Here is a 20118-nt window from a genome sequence, read left to right on the forward strand (position 1 = left end):
ATCATCTTAATTAGATGTGAATTAAGAAAATATATTTTCTAATCCTAATTAAAGAGTAGCACAACAATCAAAATTTACTCATAGAGTAAGTTTAAATTACATAATGATAATTATTTAAAATACTTTATTTATAAAGTGTTTTCTTTATTTTCAGGATATTTAACTAATCTTTAATTGAGTATCAATATAATACTTAAAAAATAAAAAAATATATTTATATATATATAAAGTTTGTTTTTCATATATATAGATATGTTCAAACTAATATAAAAAATTATTTAATTTAACTTAAATAAGTAAATACACCTAACTATAAATACTTAAGAAAAACCCTAGATACCACATAAAATTATTTTTAATTTTTTTATTTAAATGAGTAAATACACTTAATTTTACTGTATGCAAATAAATCAATTGATTATTTATTATACTGATCGATTCTAGCACTGTTTATTCAATGCCAAAAAAAATGGCCTCATTGCTGAGGCCATTTTATTTATCATTATGACAATTCTTAGAATATTACTTTTCTGGCATTTGTGGCATTGGTCGACGGAATCGACGTGTGATCCACACCATATAAAGTATACCAATTGCACCCCAGACAAGGCCTAATTCCATAGAACCTGGTTCAAGGTTTATCCACAAGACACCCATTGTCGCAGCACCAATGATAGGTAATATCAGGTAATTAATGTGATCCATTAATCCTTTATTACGGCGTTCGCGAATATAGAACTGTGAAATAACAGACAGATTCACGAAAGTAAACGCAACTAACGCACCAAAGTTAATTAATGCAGTTGCAGTCACTAAGTCAAAGAACACGGCACCTAACGCTAAGAACCCCACCAATAGCACGTTAAAAGCCGGTGTACGCCATTTAGGATGTACGTAACCAAATGTCTTCTCTGGGAATACGCCATCGCGCCCCATAACATAAAGTAAACGTGCAACACCTGCGTGAGCCGCCATACCGGATGCTAATACAGTCACACATGAGAACACTAAAATAATGGACTGGAATAAAGCACCAGCAACATACAGCATTATTTCAGGTTGTGACTCTTCTGGGTTCTTGAATCGTGAAATATCTGGGAAATACAATTGTAAAAAGTAAGAAACAGCAATAAAGATAATCCCACCAATCAGCGCAGTTAAGAAAATCGCTTTAGGGATAACTTTACCTGCATTTGGTGTCTCTTCTGATAATGTACTGATACCGTCAAAACCTAAGAATGAGAAACAGAGTATCGTTGCTCCGGTTATCATAGGTATAACTTCAGCATCAACAGACGCAAACGGTCTAAAGGTCCATAACTCCCCTGCACCTTCTCCGTTATATACACCGTGAATAAGTAGTCCAACAAACACAACCATTACTGCAACTTGTACAATAACAATTGCTGTATTTAAGTTAGCAACAACGTTAATACCACGTAGGTTAAAGAACGTCATTAAAGCCACTAAACCAAATACAAAGATCCACGGTTCAACGCCCGGGAATATTGCTTGTAAGTAGATTTTCGCCAATAAGATATTGATCATTGGCATAAATAAATAGTCGAGTAAAGATGACCAACCTACCATAAAGCCAACATAAGGACTCATGGATTTTTGAGCATAAGTATACGCAGAGCCAGCTGAAGGAAAACGCTTAACTAATTTTCCATAGCTTACAGCTGTAAACAAAATTGCAATCAATGCAATCGCATACGATGTTGCTACGTGACCATTGGTAATGCCAGAAACGATACCAAATGTATCGAAAATAGTCATAGGCTGTAAAAAAGCAAGCCCCATCATGACTACCTGCATTAGTGTCAAGGTTTTACGTAGTTGAACTCGATTGTTAGCACCAGTTTGGTTAGTGCCGATAGAGGAGATGACGTTATCTGACATTAGCGAACCCTCCCATAACCTCGGCTTGAGTATTAGATAAACTCAACCGACAGTTACTGGGAAGACTTCGCATCTGCCTATAAACAGAATAGAATGAAGTTTTTAAGGATGTGTATGTGTTTAGGAGACGCCGTGCTCCGTAGTCATCGTTGCCCGCAGTGCCGTTAGGCCCAACTGCGAAAGAGAATAAATGTACCATATTAGCATTCCTCTATCATGACAACCCTTTCTCTAAGGGGCTGGCTGCTAATCAAATTATGTTATCTATTCAGACTCAAATGAATCTGACCTCTTGGTGTAGTAATAAGTAAAAATGCAAAAAAAAACCGATGCACTTTAAACGCATCAGTCATATTTTTAGTGGGCGCATTTTGCACGTCTCAGACTTAAATAGCAATACATTTTCATCAAAAAGCCCCCTTTTTTTACGATCTTTTCAATTCGCAAACTAAGTCAACATATAACGCCACATTTTATTAACAACAATTGTAATTTTATCACAATTATTAAGCTTTAAATATTTCGAAAGTCTTTGCTATACCGAAAGGAAGAAAAACATAATGCATTGATAAATAAGAATTAAACTTTATAACAAAATTTATATCATCAATAGAATATCAAAATAAAGCATTTAAAATACATTAATAAGATTAATGCTAAGAAATTGTTAACTCATACTACTTTTTACCCTAAAAATTAGACTTTTAATAAAAAATGTCTATTTTTTAACAGCCTGTTTTATATAAATAAAAAGTAAGAGAATAAATTAAGAAAAAAACGGCAGATACTAAGTAGAAATAACAGCCTAATACTCAGAATAAAACGATGAATAAGATGAATTATTGAGCTAAATATAGATCTCAGTATTTAAATTTTCCAGTACTAATTTTGAGCAAATAAAAAATAAGAGATAAAAAAAGACTCCATAAATGGAGTCTTAATGACACAAACTGAGGGTGAAAAATTAGAAGTTATAGTTCAAACCAATATTATAACGACGACCTTCTAAAGTAGTATTAAAATGTTCTTGGTCAATACGGCGATCTAACACGTTATAAACACCACCAATAACATTTAGTTGCTTGGTTAAGCTGTAGCTGGTACCAATATCAACAAACGCATAAGAAGGCGTGCCATGTGACATAGAAGTACGTGATAAGTAATCAGAGGTTTTACCACGGAAGTTAATACGTGCCCACGTTTCCATTTCTGGCATTGTTTCCCAATTTAAGGTCGCGTTAGCCATATGACGTGGTTGTTTATTTAATGGCTTACCTTTGAAATCACCGCTTTTTTGTTCAGTGTCCGTAAAGGTGTAGTTAGCCGCAAAATTCCACTCTGGTGATATTGTCCAGTTAAAGGTCGCCTCAATACCACGCATATTCGCTTTATCTACGTTAGTTCTATCACTAACAAAGTCATAAGGTTTCCCATTATTGCCAACACCGTCTGCTAATGTACAGTCACGAAGATCCGTCATTTTAGAACCGTCTTTATTTGTACGGCTGTCACAACGGCGATCTTCCATAATCTTATCTTTAAAGTCGGTATTAAAAAGACCTAAACTTGCCGTCAGATTTTCACGGTTATCCCAGATAATTGAAATTTCTTCAGTGACTGACTTTTCAGGTTTCAAACTTGGGTTACCATAAATAACAGCATCATAATTACCGCCACCCGTACCTTGACCCCATGATGCCGTTGCTTGGCGTAGATCCGGTGAACGATAACCGGTAGATACTCCACCTTTTAATGTCCACTCATCAGCAAGATGCCATACACCGTATACTCTAGGTGTCCAGTGAGTACCAAAGTTCTCATCTTTATCCATACGTAAGCCACCCGTTAAGGCGAAATCGTTAGTCATTGCCCACTCATCTTCAGCAAATAACGCCCAACTATAACGATCTAGCTTATTACCACCTTTAATTTTATTACCTTCGTCTTTTAGCTCTTCATAACGATATTGTGCTCCCACACTTAATGTATGGTCACCTAACATAAAGACGGTTTGATTACGCACTGTTGTGTCGTCATAATCCATTTTACGAGATGGGTTACGGCTTTCATCACGCTGAACATACGTATTCATCGTACCAAAGTCATAAACACCATCATGAGTTAATGCATAGTGTGTTAATTCATAGTCGGTAAAACTGCTTTCAGGCGCTTTTCCTCGGCTAGGTAAACCTGACTTAGAATGCCAAACACGAGAATCACGATGTTGATTATCTTTTTTAAATTCAAAATCAATCGTATTTTGCTCATCTGGTGTCCAACTTAATGTACCACCGCCTGATGCCGTAATTTGACGGTTATAACCATTCACAATTTTGTCTTCACTACGATGTGAATATTGACCTTGAATTTTCAAGCCTAAGACATTATCAATTAATGGACCTGCTGCATAAAAACTACCTTGGTTAGTATTACCTGAGTCTTTACGCTCTGTAATAGTACTATCTCCACGTAAGCTAAAGTTCCACTCTTTTTGCGCTTTACGAGTAATAATATTGATAACCCCACCCATTGCATCTGAACCATATAGAGAAGACATTGGGCCACGTACAACTTCAATACGTTCAATAGCAGGTAAAGGCGGTAACCAACCTTGTTCAATACCAGAGTTATCACTATTAGGGCGCGTTTCACGCGATGCAACACGCTTACCATCAACCAAGATCATGGTATATTTTGGATCCATACCACGAATACTGATATCAGAACTACTTCCACCGCCTGTTACTAATACGCCGGGTACATCTTTTAATGCGTCAGTCACATCACGGTAAGATTTGGTTTCTAATTGTTCACGAGTGAGAACAGAAACCGATGCAGGTGCATCTTCAACGGTTTGTTTAAACCCTGAAGCGGTTGTTACAAGCAGTTTTTCTACATTTTCTGCTGATGCAGTCATAACAAAACTTGATGCAATAGCAGCAACAACGCCAAGTACGATTTTATTTTTATTTAACACTACCATTCCCGATTCTCCAAGAACATATATTCTTTAAGTTTTATATAGATGGATATATCGACAATTGCTCAGAAATTAGGGTAATAAATAAATTTAATTACCCTTAGTTATTTTAATATTATTTTTATATCCCTATTTACTGCATCCCTATATTTATTTCTTTTCTCTTTCTCGTTTACTTCTCTATATTTTATCCACTAAACCATCAATAATAATTTGAGGTATTCCTTGTGAACAATATTCCAATCTACCTTGAACACCATAAACATCAGCAAGGCTTTGTGCCGTGATAACCTTATCTGGCGCACCCTGTGCAATTAATTGTCCTTGTTTTAACATTAATACATGTTCCCCATGTCGCAAGGCGATATTAATATCGTGAACAACGACAACAGTAATAATATTTCTACGGTGCGTTTCTTTAGCGACTAAATCCATTACATGGTATTGGTAATTAAGATCTAATGCGCTTAATGGCTCATCCAATAATAATAAAGAAGGTTGTCTAATTAATGATTGAGCAAGCCCAACTAATTGTTTTTGACCACCCGATAATTCATCTAAATATCGTAATGCTAAATGCTCGATACCTAATTGGCGTAATAAGTGCATTACCTGAGCTTCACTATGTTCATTATGTAATCCACCTGAAGCTCGCTGTGCCACAATAATGGATTCTAAAACATGCAAATGAACACCCGCGGGTAATGTTTGTGGTAAATAGACCACATTTTGAGCACGTTGTGCAAAATTCATCGACGCAAGATCGTTGCCATCTAAACTGACAACACCTGATGATTTATTTAATCCCGCCAACGCCCTTAATAACGTTGATTTTCCGCTACCATTTGGTCCCAATAATACAGTAACCTTTCCTTTTGGTAATGGCTCTACATCCAGTGCCTTAATGATAAGATGTTTAGCATATCCAGCACTAAAATCTTGGATCTTTAATCCTTCCATCATTAGATATTTCCCCTATGACGTAAAATCATACTGAGGAAAAATGGCACGCCCACCAGCGATGTCACAATACCCACAGGAATAATGACACCAGGTATTAAATTTTTAGAAGCAATTGATGCCAATGATAAAATTAAAGCGCCAATTAATGCACTTGCTGGTAAATAGAATCGATGATCTTCACCAAACATCATGCGAGCAATGTGAGGTGCAACCAAACCAATAAAGGCAATGGGCCCAACAAAGGCAACTGCAAGCGCTGTTAAAATACTAATACGCAGTAATGAACCTAATCTTAAACGCTTTACATCAATACCAAAGCTAATCGCTCTATCTTCACCTAATCGCAATGCAGTTAATTTCCATGAGCTCATCCATGAAATCACCATAATGACCGCAAAAGCACCCGCCATAACACCGAGTTTTACCCATGTTGCACGCGCTAAACTTCCCATAGTCCAGAAAACTAGACCTTGGAGCGTATCTTCTGTCGCAATAAATTGCATCATTGAGACTAATGCATTAAAGGTAAACACCATGGCTATACCAAACAGTACAACGCCAGATGTTGGAACACGTGTCCAGCGAGTTATTCCGTCTAATAATAAGGCTGATAATAATGCAAAGAGAAACGCATTCGCCGAAATAAACCATTGGTCAGGAATGCCGGGAATACCAACACCTAAAACAATCGCCAATGCAGCACCAAATGAAGCGGCATTTGATAAACCCAATGTGAATGGACTTGCTAACGGGTTATTTAAGATCGTTTGCATTTCTGCACCAGCTAATCCTAGCGACATCCCTACCACAACCGCCATTAAGGCATAAGGTAAGCGGATATCCCATACAATCACTCGAGAACCCGCATCAACAAGTTCAGGCTGAAAAAGGGTTGTTAATAGTTTATCAAGCGATAAACCAGAAGGCCCCATGGTGAAATCTAACACCACTGAACCACAAATAATTAAAACGATAACTCCTAACCATAGCATGCGTTTATTCATCATTCTTCGATAATGGGCTTTCACATTATCTGATGCATTCTTTTCATGCTCTTGTGTGGCGAGTCTCTCTGACATAATGCTCATATCAATTGTTGTACCTAGTTTTTTTTCTGCGTTGTTCTGTTCTTACCAACCCATTAAGTAAGCAAAAACATACCGTACAACCCATCAACTGTTTTTTATGTACAAAAAACCAATTATTAATTTGAGACCAATTATTCAACAAAGAAGTAAGTCGCCAAATTATTATACGGTGAATCATATTCGCTGTGTAATTTATTATATGGCGATAAACTGTTGGTTGGCTATATTGAGCACTAGAAGGGCTAATTATTATCAGACTCATTACATTAAGCATATTATTTACAACTAATAGCGCCATTATTTTATTTTTCAGCAAATAAACCATGTGCTAACAATAAGGCAAATAATAATAATTATCAATGCGATTGACGATATAATTAAAGTTTTTGCATGTCTTTTATAATTGACAGGTCAAAAAATAAAAAAACGCCCGTTTTACAGTGATCTCAATCACAAAAACGGACGTTTTAATAGCTTGATTTATAGGTTATTTTTTATTCGCAATATGTGTTGGAAATTCCATTTCGTTATAACGAATAAAGCGGGTTTTCTTCACAATCTTATAAGTAAACCAAATTAATAAGAATAATGGGATACCAATATAGGTTGCAATTGCACCATACCAATCAATCGTATCTTCTAAGAAAGCTTGGTAATTTTGACCTAATGTAATAATTAAACACAATATAAAGGCAAAAATAGGGCCAATTGGGAAGAAGCCGGAGCGATAAGGTAAGTCATTTAAATCACGACCTTGTGCAATATAACCTTTACGGAAACGATAGTGGCTAATCGCAATACCTAACCATGCAATAAAACCAGTCATTCCTGAAGTATTCAATAACCACAAGTAAACAGTTTGGTTTCCGTACATTGAACTTAGAAAACATAGGCCAGCAACAACCGTTGTTGCATAAAGCGCATTGCGTGGCACACCATTTTTAGACAATTTACCAAAGCATTTTGGTGCTTTGCCTTCTCTTGCTAATGTAAACAGCATACGCGTTGATGCATACATGCCTGAGTTACCAGCAGAAAGTACTGCCGTTAAGATAACTGCATTCATGATAGCTGCTGCAGATAATAATCCCGCATTTTTAAAGACTAATGTAAATGGACTAACGCTAATATCACCTACATCATTACGCAGTAAATTAGGATCAGTGTAAGGGATAATTAAGCTAATAATTAAAATCGCGAAGATATAAAACAGTAAGATACGCCAGAACACTTTACGTACAGCTTTGGGAATATTTTTAGCCGGATCTTTAGATTCACCCGCCGCAATACCAATTAATTCTGTACCTTGGAATGAGAAACCAACAATCATGGCAACACCAATCATGGCAGCAAATCCACCCGCAAAAGGTGCATCACCAATTTCCCAATTATGCCAACCTGCGTTTTCGGCACCTTTCATAATGCCAGTGATCATCGCAATACCCACAATAATAAAGATAATTACTGTGGAAACTTTGATCAAAGAGAACCAATATTCTGCCTCACCAAACCCTTTTACAGAGATATAGTTGAGTAAGAAAATAACACCAAGGAATAAAGCACTCCAGATCCAACCATCAACATCAGGGAACCAATAGAGCATCACTAATTGTGCAGCAACAAGGTCAACAGCAATTGTAACTGCCCAGTTATACCAATAGTTCCAGCCTAATGCGAAACCAAAACCTTCTTCTACATACTTAGAGCCGTATGTTGAGAATGAGCCGGAAACAGGCATAAATGCGGCTAATTCCCCAAGGCTTGTCATTAGAAAATAGACCATTAGTCCAATTAATGCATAAGAGAGTAATGCCCCACCCGGCCCTGCTTGAGCAACAGTTGCACCAGATGCGACAAAAAGTCCTGTACCAATTGAACCACCAATAGCGATCATCGCTAAATGTCGCGCTTTTAACTCTCGGCGCAAAGTGCGTACTGCGCCCGAACCAGCAGTACTATTTTGTTGTTCTGACATAACATTCCACTTTTATATTCACTTTTCTAACGAGGATTGTAGCAAATCTGTCGTTCGTGAATAGCAAGGATCTAGGATTATAAGATACCTTCATGATCGGGCGTCAATTATTAGCAATTTATGAAAAATTGCCGATTAAGTGTTCAGCATTACAATATGTCAGGAGTTTTTTCAGTGCATCAGAGACATGTTTTTGGCGATGATAAACCAGATATAGGGTACGTTGTAATGCCAACCCTTCTACTTTTATCTCTTTTAATGAGCCATTATTAATCTGCTCTTCAATCACTCGGCGAGATAAACAGCTGATCCCCATTTCATACATAACGGCATGTTTTATTGCTTCTGAGTTACCTAATTCCATTTCAATGCGATAACCTGGTAAAGAAGCAAATAGAAGATGGTTAAGCACATCTCGAGTTCCTGAACCATTTTCTCGTAAAATCCAAGGGGCTGACTGCAAATCAGTTAAAGTCACTTTTGATGCTTTAGCTAACGGATGATCGGGTGAGCAAAAAATAACCATTTCATCTAAAAGCCATTTCTGGCTAATCAGTTCGGAACTTTGACAAGCACCTTCAATTAGCCCTAAATCAACACGGAATTCGCTCACTAACTTAACGACTTCTTCGGTATTTCCAATACTCATTTCTAGCGGAATATCAGGATAATTACGATGAAAATTCCCCAGCATTTGAGGAAGAATATAATTACCTATTGTTGTACTTGCAGCGATGCGCAAAGCACCATTCCCAGCTTGAAATAATTGCTCAACTTCAGTTGCTCGTTCGAGTAAAGATAATGCTCTGGGATAAAGTAATCGTCCATGTTCATTTGTGACAAGCCGTTTTCCCACTCTATCAAAAAGCTGCACACCTAGTTGGCTTTCGAGATCAGTTAAAGAAGCACTGACAGCAGATTGAGATAAAGCAAGCTGTTGTGATGCTTGCGTTGTAGAACCACTCTTGAGAACTTCAGTAAAGACTTCCAGTTGCCGCAACGTAATTCGCATATCCATTCCACCTTTGAGCTGTCATTGTAATAACATACTATCCACAAACCAGTAACATACCAAGTACATTTAAGAAAATACACATATATTAGTTTTACTGGTTATTATTATAAAAATAATGAGTTTAATAAATAAGATTACTTGTTATATGCTTATGCAAAATTCATATAAGCAAGGTTTTTCTATGTCAGAACAAAGTCAACCTATTACATTGGCGAAAAAATATTTCACTCCAGTCTATCGCTGGCTTCCTGGTTTATTACTAACAGGCGTATTAACTGCGCTTGCTATTTATATTGGTGATATTCCTTGGTTTTCGAGCATGGGTTTAGGCGCATTAACGCTGGCGATCCTATTCGGTATTATTGTAGGTAATACCTTTTATCCTGTTGCAAAGCCTTATAGTGATGAAGGTGTCAAATTCGCTAAACACTATTTATTACGTACAGGTATTATTTTGTACGGTTTTAGGCTGACTTTTCAGCAAATTGCAGATGTAGGTGCAACAGGTTTAATTATAGATGCCATTATGCTGACATCGACTTTTCTTATCGCTATGTGGATTGGACGCAAATATTTCGGCTTAGATGAACAAACTGTTATCTTGATTGGTGCGGGTAGTAGTATTTGTGGTGCTGCGGCTGTTATGGCGACAGAGCCTGTTGTTAAAGCACAAGCAAGCCAAGTTGCCGTTGCGGTTTCTACTGTTGTGATTTTCGGAACTATCGGTATTTTCCTTTACCCTTGGTTCTATCATTTAAATGCATTTGCAGGCTGGTTACCCTTTACCGAAGAAACCTTTGGTATTTTCTCCGGCTCAACTATTCACGAAGTCGCTCAAGTCGTCGCTGTAGGACACTCAATTAGCCCTGATGCTGAAAATGCTGCGGTTATTAGTAAAATGATCCGCGTAATGATGCTAGCACCATTCTTAATTATTCTTTCAACTTATTTAAGTAAGAAGAAAAGTAAGGCAAACAATGGTGCACAAGCGACTGAGAAAAGCCCAATTACTATTCCTTGGTTTGCCGTATTCTTTATTTTAATGGCGGGTTTTAACTCTTTAAATTTAATTCCAGCGTCTATTGTTAGTTACATTGTGACTATTGATACCATTCTCTTAGCAATGGCAATGGTGGCATTAGGTTTAACAACACATATTAGCGCTATCCGACAAGCAGGCGTCAAACCATTATTATTAGCGTTATTCTTATTTTTCTGGTTAACCCTTGGTGGTGCGATAATTAATATCTTTATTCAGACTGTGTTGATGTCTTAATAGGAATATCGATATAAATAATCCCCCTTAAAATTTCGCCTTGAGAAATACTTTTCATTATTGCGCAACTATTTTTAGTTGCGCTTTTTTGCTTTTATCACCTCAATATGATGTTATACGCTGTATGTTTGTTATCATGGTGTGAAATAAATCTAAGGAGAGAAATAATGAAATTTGTTGGCGCACATGTCAGTGCTGCTGGTGGCGTCGATCAGGCGGTATTACGCGCACATGAAATAAAAGCCACGGCGTTTGCCCTTTTTACTAAGAATCAGCGCCAGTGGAAAGCGACACCATTATCCGCAGAAGTCATTGATAAATTTAAAAAGAACTGTGAACTTTATGGTTATAGCCCTTCTCAAATTTTACCCCATGACAGTTATCTCATTAATTTAGGTCACCCTGAAGAAGATGCTCTTGAAAAATCAAGAGACGCATTTCTAGATGAAATGCAGCGTTGTGAACAACTGGGTATTGAGTTACTTAATTTCCATCCGGGAAGCCATTTAAATAAGATTGATGTTGATAAGTGCCTACAAAAAATAGCACAATCAATTAACATCACTTTAGAAAAAACTAAAAATGTCACTGCCGTGATTGAAAATACCGCAGGCCAAGGTACAAATTTAGGTTATCGTTTCGAACATCTAGCTGCCATTATTGATGGGGTAGAAGATAAATCTCGTGTAGGCGTTTGTATTGATACTTGCCACACTTTCGCCGCCGGTTATGATCTAAGAACAATTGAAGATTGCGAAAAAACATTTGCTGAATTTGAAAAAATTGTCGGTTTTCAATACTTAAAAGCGATGCACCTTAATGATGCAAAAAGCGAATTCGCCAGTCGAGTAGACCGTCACCACAGTTTAGGTGAAGGGAATATTGGTAAAGTCCCTTTTAGCTATATTATGCAAGATAAGCGTTTTGATGGTATTCCGCTGATTTTAGAAACCATTAATCCAGATATTTGGCCTGACGAAATTGCTTGGCTAAAGTCACAACAACACTAGAAACAGTAGCAACATTAATAAGATTTGCGGTTTATACAATTTTCGTTTTTTACAGTTTTCGTTTTATATTGTTTTTGTATTATAGTAATAAACCGCAAATTATCTTATTTAATCGGTGTTAGCTCTATCTTAGTCATCATTTCAGCAAGTTGACTCCTGTCTTTTATTCCTACATCAGGCTGACTAACTGATAACGCAGAAATCGCCGTTGCAAGACGCAAAGTATGCTCACTCGTTTGACTCATTAATAAACCATACACTAATCCAGCAACCATCGAATCCCCAGCACCAACGGTACTTATCACATCACAATGTGGTGGATTTGCCAGCCATGCGCCAGATGCATTTACCCATAAAGCCCCTCTTTCACCCAGTGAAATAACGACATGTGCTATGCCTTTATCGCGTAGTTGATGAGCGGCTTTAATAATATCTGCCATTTCAGTTAGTGAATGCCCTACCCACGCTTCTAATTCACGATGGTTAGGTTTTATTAGCCAAGGTGCTGCTTTTAGCCCTGCGACTAAAGCATCACGACTGCTGTCGAAAATAATGCACGGACATAATCTTCTTAGCTTAATCATCCATTGAGTAAAGGCTTCAGGATCAACGCCATTCGGTAAACTGCCACTGACAACGACCATATCGAAATGACTAAGCCAATTAAGTGAATCCGTTGCAAAACGCTGCCAATCTTGCTCTGATACGGTGAATCCTGAAAAATTAAAGTCAGTGACTTGCCCTTTTCCTTCGGTTAACTTCACATTAATGCGTGTTCGTCCTGACACAAGATAAAAACGGTTAGCCATCCCATTTTCACTAAAAAAATGCTGAAATTCTTCTTGATTCTCACGTCCCATAAACCCGCTAACAGTAATATCGATTCCCAAATCACGTAAGACTTTCGCGACATTATTGCCTTTACCCGCAGGATTAAGCCCAGCAGTTCGGACTAAATTAACACCACCTACATCAATAGCTGGACAAGCACCAACAAGATCATAAGCAGGGTTTAAGGTGATCGTAGCGACGCGGCGACTCATGCCTTCACTCCCCAATCATTTTTATTATGAATATTTAGGGTGCTATATATAGCATTAATTAACCTTTTATTCAGTGAAATTGGTTTTTTTCTCCTTGCACTCGATCCCTCCACAAAGGAGAATATTGCCCGTAAAAAGCGACTTATTTTATACATTAACTATAACTATATAAAAAAGAAAAAGGAGTCTTAAATGTCGGTCGTAGTTGGCGTTGGCGTAATTATCATTAATGAAAATGGTGAAGTATTATTAGGAAAACGTTGTGGAAAACATGCCCCTTATTGGTCAATTTTTGGTGGGCATGTTGATGAAGGGGAAACTTTTGAGCAATGTGCTATTCGCGAAATAGAAGAAGAAATTGGGATTGTGATCACTGCGCCACAAGTGATTGGTATTAGCAATAATCTAGAAACTTACCAGTTAGAAGGTAAACACACTGTCTCTATTTGTATGATTGCACAACACCAAGGTGATGAGCCTAAATTGATGGAACCAGATAAATGCTCTGAAATCCGCTGGTGTTCTCCAGATGATTTACCTGAGCCACACTTCGAAGCTAGTCGCAATTCTATTGCATTATGGAAAAGTAAGCAGTTTTATCAAGGTTAATTAAAAACACCCTATCACGTTCATTATTCTGGATCTTTTTTGTTCAGAATAATGTTCGAATTATCTATTTCTGCGTAAATTTTCACTTATTTATCGCTGTGTTTCTTTATTATTTCTGATAATCCTCACACTAATCTATTGATTTATATAACCACCTTTTCCTACTGTATTATTTTTACTCACTTTTTTCTTTTATAAAGCACAATAACCTCTATTTACACCTTTATAGCAAACGTGTATTCTTTACACCATCAAGCTAGTACATTGAGTCAATTTTATAAGGACATCTTATGTCAGAAGTCACATCAATAACAAAGCGCCCATCTGTACTTGGTGGCGCAATGATCATTGCAGGTACCGCTGTGGGTGCAGGCATGTTTTCCATTCCTATTGTGACTTCCGGTGTCTGGTTTACCGGTTCTATTTTTCTTCTGATCTACACCTGGTTTTGTTTATTTATGTCTGGGTTAATGATTTTAGAAGTAAACCTTCATTATCCTTTAGGCTCAAGCTTTCATACCATTACCAAAGATTTATTAGGAAAGGGTTGGAGTACGATTAATGGACTATCGATTGCGTTTGTTCTTTATATTTTAACTTACGCTTATATTTCTGCGGGTAGTTCCATTATCGTGCAAAACTTTGCAGGTATGATCAGCGTACCACAAGCTATTGCCGGCTTAGTCTTTGCCTTAATTGTTGCTTTTTTTGTTTGGTTATCAACACGTGCAGTAGATAGACTAAGCACTATTTTAATTGGCGGTATGGTAATCGCCTTTGTGTTAGCCATTGGTGGCTTATTTACGGAAGTAAAAATGCCTGTGTTATTTAATACCAATGAAAGCAATGCGAGTTACTTACCTTATGCTTTAGCAGCATTACCTTATTTACTAACCTCGTTTGGTTATCATGGTAATATTCCAGGCTTAGTAACGTATTATCGTAAAGATGGCAAAGCCGTCATGAAAAGCTTGCTTATTGGCACATTGATTTCACTGGCGATTTATATTTTATGGCAGTTTGTTGTACAAGGTAATATTCCTCGCGAGGGTTTCAAGCAGGTAATTGCTGATGGTGGAAATATTGGTAACTTATTAGCACAGATGCGTTCAACAACCGCCAATGCCACTGTATCAATGTTATTAGACTTGTTCTCTTATATGGCATTAGCAAGTTCATTCTTAGGCGTGTCATTAGGATTATTTGATTACTTAGCGGACTTCTTTAAGTTTTCAAATACAGGAAGCGGTCGACTTAAATCTGCATTAGTCACATTTATACCACCGACTATTTTAGCAATCATTTTTCCTGATGGTTTCTTATATGCCATTGGTTTTGCAGGACTTGCAGCAACGATTTGGGCTGCGATTATCCCTGCATTAATGGCAAAAGCAAGTCGTGAGCGTAATCAAAGTCAAAGTTTTAAAGCTCCCGGTGGTATGTTTATGATTGGTTTTGTTATTTTATTTGGTGTTATCAATGCCAGTGCACATATTTTAGCGAACTTTAATCTTCTTCCTATCTACCGTTAATTTCTTTTCTAAAAACTAAGATCTAAAGCCAGCCCATACTTGAGCTGGCTTTATTTTTTCATCAAATCTTATAAAAAAATGAGCGAATAACTTGCCAAGTTTCTGCACTGCGAGTAATTTTGTCGCCATTATCGTCAATGTTATTTAATGGAAGGTTTTATATGGCAAAAGCCAATGAAATTAAACGTGGTATGGCTGTTAGTTATAACAACAAATTATTACTGGTAAAAGATATCGACATCCAAGCACCAAGTGCTCGTGGCGCAAGTACGCTGTACAAAATGCGTTTTACGGATATCCGTACAGGCCAGAAAGTAGAAGAGCGTTTTAAAGGCGATGATATGATTGATACCATCAGCTTAACACGTCGCGCTGTTAGCTTTTCTTATATTGATGGTGATGAGTATATCTTTATGGATAATGAAGATTACACACCATATACCTTCAAAAAAGATCAAATTGAAGATGAATTACTGTTTATTCCTGAGGAAGGCTTAGCGGGAATGCAAGTATTAACAATGGATGGTCAAGTTTTAGCATTAGAACTGCCACAAACTGTTGATATGGAAATTGTTGAAACTGTTCCAGGTATTAAAGGCGCATCTGCAAGTGCTCGTACTAAACCTGCAACATTACCAACAGGGTTAGTTATTCAGGTTCCTGAATATCTTTCTACTGGCGATAAAATTCGTATTCATATTGCTGAACGTCGCTATATGGGCCGTGCTGACTAATCAACAGTCAAAAGCCCTACTCATTAGCGCATAGCTAATGTTGCTTTAAATAGGTCAGATAATCGTAAAGAAACCCAATGTGACAAACGATTATTTGACTTGTTTATCTTTACTATCTACCTCTATTTCCCCACAGATGCCTTAAAAATACTGAACGTCAATAACACCATTCTTTTGGGTATCATCCATCCAACGGATCTCAGCCTTACCCATATCTTGAGGCAAAATAATAGTTTGTTGGGATTTATCAAAAGACGCTGGAATGATGGGTTGAGTAGATGTAAACACTTTGTTGTGTTTGTAACATTGGTATTCAGCTTTATCAAATGTAAAATTCATTTCACATGCAGGATCCACAATCGCACCCCGCAGATAAATCTGCCCTGTTGTTTGCATGGGATCAGACGCCCAAACCAATGATATCGAACTGGAAACGAGAAGACTGCATACTACGGTCAGATATTTTCTCATAACGACCTCACTTCTTGTTTGCGCTAGCAGGTATGGGGATCACACCTACCCGACATATTTTCATCATAGCAATAAAATATGACATTCATATAGACATAAGAAGAATATTTGATGTCTATCAAATATAAACGCTCGATATTTATAAATAAGAAATCAACGTTGATTAAACTTAAGCCAAATATTTAAAATAATAAATAACACTATAGAGAAGCATTAAAAAATATTTAATTAACTCTATAATTTTTATTATTTAATAATGAAAATTTAGTTATAAACAACATTCATTATAGCTAAATGATCATTTATCCATTTAATATTCATAGAACCTTTATTGTTAATCAGTTTAGAGCTAAAGTGCTTATTCCTTTCTAACTGATATTGAGATTCTTGCATTTCACTACCGTTCCAACAGCTTGTTTTAAAAGTATTTTTATCTGCATCCATTAAACAATTGCCCTCAACAATTGCACCAACAAAAGTGATAGTTCCAGAGCCGATAACTTTATTTTCTTTACTAAAAGATGGAATGCTAAATAATAAAGATATGCATATAGCTGTAATATATATCTTTTTCATTTTGAATCTCCTTTGTTATTGGAGTGTAAGGAGTCACAAGCCAATATGTTATTAAAGACATAACTAATATCGGCCTGTAACTTTTTTTATTTAACTTTTATCTTTAATTAAAGAATAGAAAACAATTATAAATTACTCAAATTACGACTATCGAAAAAAAACACCTAAAATTTAGGTTAAGTAGAGATTAATGAGGCGCAACAAAAAAGAAACAAAAAAATAACATCCAATTAAGCGATAAATTGCAAAGATATATTTTTTTATTTTGACTATAGTCCTATCATTAAACTTTGAATTTTTGTGATATACATCACAAAGAAATACTTAAAACTTGCCATTTGATTACTATGAAACTTTCTAATTTTCGCCAAAAAGCACTTGTTATTTTTTTACTTAATCTCACAGGATTAATTATTTTTCTCTCTTGGTATCTTCCTGCACAACATGGAATCTGGCTATCAATTGATACCCATATTTTTTATTTTTTTAATCAGCACCTGTTACCTGATAGTTTTTTTGCGACTTTTGTTGCTTATATCAATAACAGAAAGTTTGATTTAGTTATTTTATTGGCAATGGGCGCACTTTATTACCATACATTCCGTAAAAAAGATTATATGGGCAAACGCCATCTTATAATTGTGGGATTAGTGATGGTAATAAGTGCTGTGCTCATCAATCAAATTGGGCAAAATATTCCAATTGAAAGACCAAGCCCGACACTTCATTTTCAAGATGTACATAGAGTGGGCGTTGTGACAGGCATTCCAACAAAAGATGCCTCTGGCGATAGCTTCCCTGGTGATCATGGTTTAATGCTACTTATCTTCTGTAGCTTTATATTACGTTATCTCTCGTTTCGTTCTTTCTTATGTGCTCTTCTTATTACAGTCGTATTTTCATTACCACGAGTTATGGCTGGCGCACACTGGGCATCAGATATCTTAGTGGGTTCTATTTCTTTAACTTTAATTACGACGAGTTGGTTATTAATCACACCATTATCGGATATAATTATTAGACAATTAGAAAAATATCTTCCTTTTAAAAAATAAAAGAGAAAACACATCTAATTAATAAAAAAAGAATGAGTGTAATATTGCACTTATTCTTTTGGTCATTTTTTGACAGTTAAATGATACTATTATGACAAAATGAGATCTATTTTAAGTATTAGCACTTTATTATCTAATGTTTTGTAAATTAAGCTCCTTTTCTCTCGCCATTTAGTTCCTCTTTCTGTACACTTTTCTGGTTTCCTCATTATTTATTGTTTAATGTGGATATTTACGTGCTTTAGAGCACGTTTTTCGCGAAATGAGGTTGCCAGAGTTAAATTACACTATATTCTCTGGTTATTTAGTGAATAATTCATGTGCGCTTCTGCACGTAAGGATGTAAGGGAAATCTGTCACAATGAGAACAAAACCGTATATGAGAATGCTTAAGCTCATACCGGCGTTCATTGTTGTAGCTACGCTATCGGCATGTAGCTCACAGAACGCAAATTCACGCTTAGCGAATTCAAGCACTACCCCACTTAATACATCATCAAGCACATCTATTTCCCAAGCATCACAAGATGAATTTGAATCATTGGTGAAGAATCTCGATATAAAATCTAAGATACTTGACCAATATGCAGACTGGAAAGGCGTCGCTTATCGTTTAGGCGGAGACACTAAAAAAGGCATCGATTGTTCTGCCTTTGTTCAAAGAACCTTTATTGACCAATTTGGTGTAGAACTCCCTCGCTCAACCTCAGACCAACAGTTCTCCGGTACTCAGGTTAATAAATCAAAATTACAAGCAGGCGATCTTGTTCTATTCAAAACAGGCCGTACTATGCGCCATGTTGGAATTTACATCGGTAATGATAAATTTGTACATGCATCCACCAGCAATGGTGTAACAGTGTCAGAAATGTCTAATACCTACTGGAATAAACGTTTTTATGCAGCAAGACGTGTTATAGAAAATAATGATGCCGCACTTGTTGAAAACAACCTTTCGCAAAATGTATTAAGATAATTAATTCCCTTATATCTTATTGCAATAAAAAAGCCTCATTAATTAATGAGGCTTTTTTTATATTCTTTATCATGCTTAAACCACACAGTGGCTTCGTTGGTTTTATAACATTAAGCAAGTGTTATAAATAAGAATATGCCGTTGGGAATGGCTCAGCAATAGCGACACCAGCATTTTTTAAGCAACATAAAGCAGCGCACTCATCGTCACTATGAAGGAAAAGGCAAGGAGAGCCATCCCATTCAATCACAACGCTATCAATATGAAGATTACTCAGATACTGACGCAAATTCTGTATTGCTTCATCCAGTGTCATACCATCATGACTTAACAATTTTAAGCCAATTAGCGTATTTTGCTTTCCAGCATCATTTTCAGGCAGTATTTCTACTCTTGTGCCCGCAAAGCCTGCTAGCCACCGATAACTCAGCGGCAGCTTATGAACTACCGAAAGTTGTACATTATCCACAAATCAATCCTGTTTCATCAACACGTTAATTTAATACATCATCAATACGAGTTTGAACTGACTTGCTCACACGCATATTAGAACCTTGTTAATCATAGAACACGATTGTTACAATTGTTTTACAATAAAAGCGAAGAGACGTATCAAACCATTCATTTAGTTTAGTATTTACAGGTATTCATACCTGTGATGCTTAATCTCTTCAATTATTCTTTCATTTATTTAACATTTTATCAACCATATAAAATAATCGTATAAAATATTACGTATTCAAGTAAAACAATCCATCAATTTTTATCACGATACTTCATATCAACAAAACAATAATAGATGATTATTAAAATAAATTTTACTTAATTTAACAAAATAACAACATCAGGTATTGATTCAAATCAAAAAATCACACTAATCTGAAACGATTCATGAAATACAGCAGAGAGAAAT

Annotated in this window: 17 protein-coding genes; 7 read left to right on the plus strand and 10 right to left on the minus strand. The window is 36.3% G+C overall.

Going from position 1 to position 20118, the window contains the following annotated elements; all coding sequences use genetic code 11:
* Positions 1-522 precede the first annotated feature (522 nt).
* The 6 genes from C0T34_RS16140 to yieE form a co-directional block, all read right to left on the minus strand.
* Complete coding sequence (locus C0T34_RS16140) at positions 523-1902, minus strand: APC family permease (RefSeq protein WP_109372867.1); 1380 nt, start codon at positions 1900-1902, stop codon at positions 523-525.
* Between the two features lie 964 nt (positions 1903-2866).
* Positions 2867-4885: a ligand-gated channel protein gene (locus C0T34_RS16150; RefSeq protein ID WP_109850464.1), complete on the minus strand. Its 2019-nt coding sequence runs from the start codon at positions 4883-4885 to the stop codon at positions 2867-2869.
* Positions 4886-5062: 177 nt separating this feature from the next.
* Entirely contained in the window at positions 5063-5845 is a 783-nt protein-coding gene (locus C0T34_RS16155; protein WP_098943438.1) for an ABC transporter ATP-binding protein, read from the minus strand.
* Positions 5845-6933: an iron ABC transporter permease gene (locus tag C0T34_RS16160; RefSeq protein WP_109850465.1), complete on the minus strand. Its 1089-nt coding sequence runs from the start codon at positions 6931-6933 to the stop codon at positions 5845-5847. The genes C0T34_RS16155 and C0T34_RS16160 overlap by 1 nt, the downstream gene beginning before the upstream one ends.
* 487 nt (positions 6934-7420) lie before the next feature.
* On the minus strand, positions 7421-8908 hold the full coding sequence (locus C0T34_RS16165) for an amino acid permease (protein ID WP_098943441.1): 1488 nt from the start codon (positions 8906-8908) through the stop codon (positions 7421-7423).
* Between the two features lie 118 nt (positions 8909-9026).
* Positions 9027-9920, minus strand: a complete 894-nt coding sequence (gene yieE / locus C0T34_RS16170; RefSeq protein WP_075673572.1) for a DNA-binding transcriptional regulator YeiE — start codon at positions 9918-9920, stop codon at positions 9027-9029.
* A 184-nt stretch (positions 9921-10104) separates the two neighbouring features.
* Here yieE and C0T34_RS16175 point away from each other — a divergent pair, with 184 nt between their 5' ends.
* Positions 10105-11199, plus strand: a complete 1095-nt coding sequence (locus C0T34_RS16175) for a YeiH family protein (RefSeq protein ID WP_192940881.1) — start codon at positions 10105-10107, stop codon at positions 11197-11199.
* Between the two features lie 167 nt (positions 11200-11366).
* On the plus strand, positions 11367-12209 hold the full coding sequence (gene nfo, locus C0T34_RS16180) for a deoxyribonuclease IV (protein WP_098943447.1): 843 nt from the start codon (positions 11367-11369) through the stop codon (positions 12207-12209).
* A gap of 104 nt (positions 12210-12313) precedes the next feature.
* Here the strand turns inward: nfo and fruK are convergent, their stop codons facing one another.
* Positions 12314-13252, minus strand: coding sequence for a 1-phosphofructokinase (gene fruK / locus C0T34_RS16185; RefSeq protein WP_098943449.1), 939 nt, complete (start codon positions 13250-13252; stop codon positions 12314-12316).
* Between the two features lie 192 nt (positions 13253-13444).
* Between fruK and C0T34_RS16190 the strand changes: the two genes are divergently transcribed.
* The 3 genes from C0T34_RS16190 (at position 13445) to yeiP (ending at position 16127) form a co-directional block, all read left to right on the plus strand.
* Positions 13445-13861 (plus strand): NUDIX domain-containing protein, encoded by a 417-nt coding sequence (locus tag C0T34_RS16190; protein WP_098943451.1) that lies wholly within the window; start codon positions 13445-13447, stop codon positions 13859-13861.
* Positions 13862-14151: 290 nt separating this feature from the next.
* Positions 14152-15393, plus strand: a complete 1242-nt coding sequence (gene mtr, locus C0T34_RS16195) for a tryptophan permease (protein ID WP_098943453.1) — start codon at positions 14152-14154, stop codon at positions 15391-15393.
* Positions 15394-15554: 161 nt separating this feature from the next.
* Positions 15555-16127, plus strand: a complete 573-nt coding sequence (yeiP, locus tag C0T34_RS16200; protein WP_098943455.1) for an elongation factor P-like protein YeiP — start codon at positions 15555-15557, stop codon at positions 16125-16127.
* Between the two features lie 141 nt (positions 16128-16268).
* Here the strand turns inward: yeiP and C0T34_RS16205 are convergent, their stop codons facing one another.
* A complete protein-coding gene (locus C0T34_RS16205; protein WP_226892311.1) occupies positions 16269-16523 on the minus strand; it encodes a hypothetical protein in 255 nt (84 codons plus the stop codon).
* 339 nt (positions 16524-16862) lie between these two features.
* Complete coding sequence (locus tag C0T34_RS16210; protein ID WP_098943459.1) at positions 16863-17174, minus strand: hypothetical protein; 312 nt, start codon at positions 17172-17174, stop codon at positions 16863-16865.
* Between the two features lie 347 nt (positions 17175-17521).
* Between C0T34_RS16210 and C0T34_RS16215 the strand changes: the two genes are divergently transcribed.
* Both C0T34_RS16215 and mepS read left to right on the plus strand, forming a co-directional pair.
* The gene (locus C0T34_RS16215) at positions 17522-18229 is read left to right on the plus strand and encodes a phosphatase PAP2 family protein (protein ID WP_098943461.1); all 708 of its coding nucleotides are present in this window, start codon (positions 17522-17524) and stop codon (positions 18227-18229) included.
* 361 nt (positions 18230-18590) lie between these two features.
* Positions 18591-19205, plus strand: a complete 615-nt coding sequence (mepS, locus tag C0T34_RS16220; protein WP_098943463.1) for a bifunctional murein DD-endopeptidase/murein LD-carboxypeptidase — start codon at positions 18591-18593, stop codon at positions 19203-19205.
* A 121-nt stretch (positions 19206-19326) separates the two neighbouring features.
* Here the strand turns inward: mepS and C0T34_RS16225 are convergent, their stop codons facing one another.
* The gene (locus C0T34_RS16225) at positions 19327-19674 is read right to left on the minus strand and encodes a YejG family protein (protein ID WP_036912246.1); all 348 of its coding nucleotides are present in this window, start codon (positions 19672-19674) and stop codon (positions 19327-19329) included.
* Positions 19675-20118 lie beyond the last annotated feature (444 nt).

The organism is Proteus sp. CA142267 (assembly GCF_003336825.1).
Classification (GTDB): domain Bacteria; phylum Pseudomonadota; class Gammaproteobacteria; order Enterobacterales; family Enterobacteriaceae; genus Proteus; species Proteus terrae.

Coding starts and splice junctions, on each gene's coding strand:
- yeiP (WP_098943455.1), top strand. CDS start 15,555: ATGGCAAAAGCCAATGAAATTAAACGTGGTATGGCTGTTAGTTATAAC.
- C0T34_RS16175 (WP_192940881.1), top strand. CDS start 10,105: ATGTCAGAACAAAGTCAACCTATTACATTGGCGAAAAAATATTTCACT.
- C0T34_RS16140 (WP_109372867.1), bottom strand. CDS start 1,902: ATGTCAGATAACGTCATCTCCTCTATCGGCACTAACCAAACTGGTGCT.
- yieE (WP_075673572.1), bottom strand. CDS start 9,920: ATGCGAATTACGTTGCGGCAACTGGAAGTCTTTACTGAAGTTCTCAAG.
- C0T34_RS16165 (WP_098943441.1), bottom strand. CDS start 8,908: ATGTCAGAACAACAAAATAGTACTGCTGGTTCGGGCGCAGTACGCACT.
- C0T34_RS16155 (WP_098943438.1), bottom strand. CDS start 5,845: ATGATGGAAGGATTAAAGATCCAAGATTTTAGTGCTGGATATGCTAAA.
- nfo (WP_098943447.1), top strand. CDS start 11,367: ATGAAATTTGTTGGCGCACATGTCAGTGCTGCTGGTGGCGTCGATCAG.
- C0T34_RS16150 (WP_109850464.1), bottom strand. CDS start 4,885: ATGGTAGTGTTAAATAAAAATAAAATCGTACTTGGCGTTGTTGCTGCT.
- C0T34_RS16215 (WP_098943461.1), top strand. CDS start 17,522: ATGAAACTTTCTAATTTTCGCCAAAAAGCACTTGTTATTTTTTTACTT.
- C0T34_RS16210 (WP_098943459.1), bottom strand. CDS start 17,174: ATGAAAAAGATATATATTACAGCTATATGCATATCTTTATTATTTAGC.
- mepS (WP_098943463.1), top strand. CDS start 18,591: ATGAGAACAAAACCGTATATGAGAATGCTTAAGCTCATACCGGCGTTC.
- fruK (WP_098943449.1), bottom strand. CDS start 13,252: ATGAGTCGCCGCGTCGCTACGATCACCTTAAACCCTGCTTATGATCTT.
- C0T34_RS16190 (WP_098943451.1), top strand. CDS start 13,445: ATGTCGGTCGTAGTTGGCGTTGGCGTAATTATCATTAATGAAAATGGT.
- C0T34_RS16160 (WP_109850465.1), bottom strand. CDS start 6,933: ATGAGCATTATGTCAGAGAGACTCGCCACACAAGAGCATGAAAAGAAT.
- mtr (WP_098943453.1), top strand. CDS start 14,152: ATGTCAGAAGTCACATCAATAACAAAGCGCCCATCTGTACTTGGTGGC.
- C0T34_RS16205 (WP_226892311.1), bottom strand. CDS start 16,523: ATGCAAACAACAGGGCAGATTTATCTGCGGGGTGCGATTGTGGATCCT.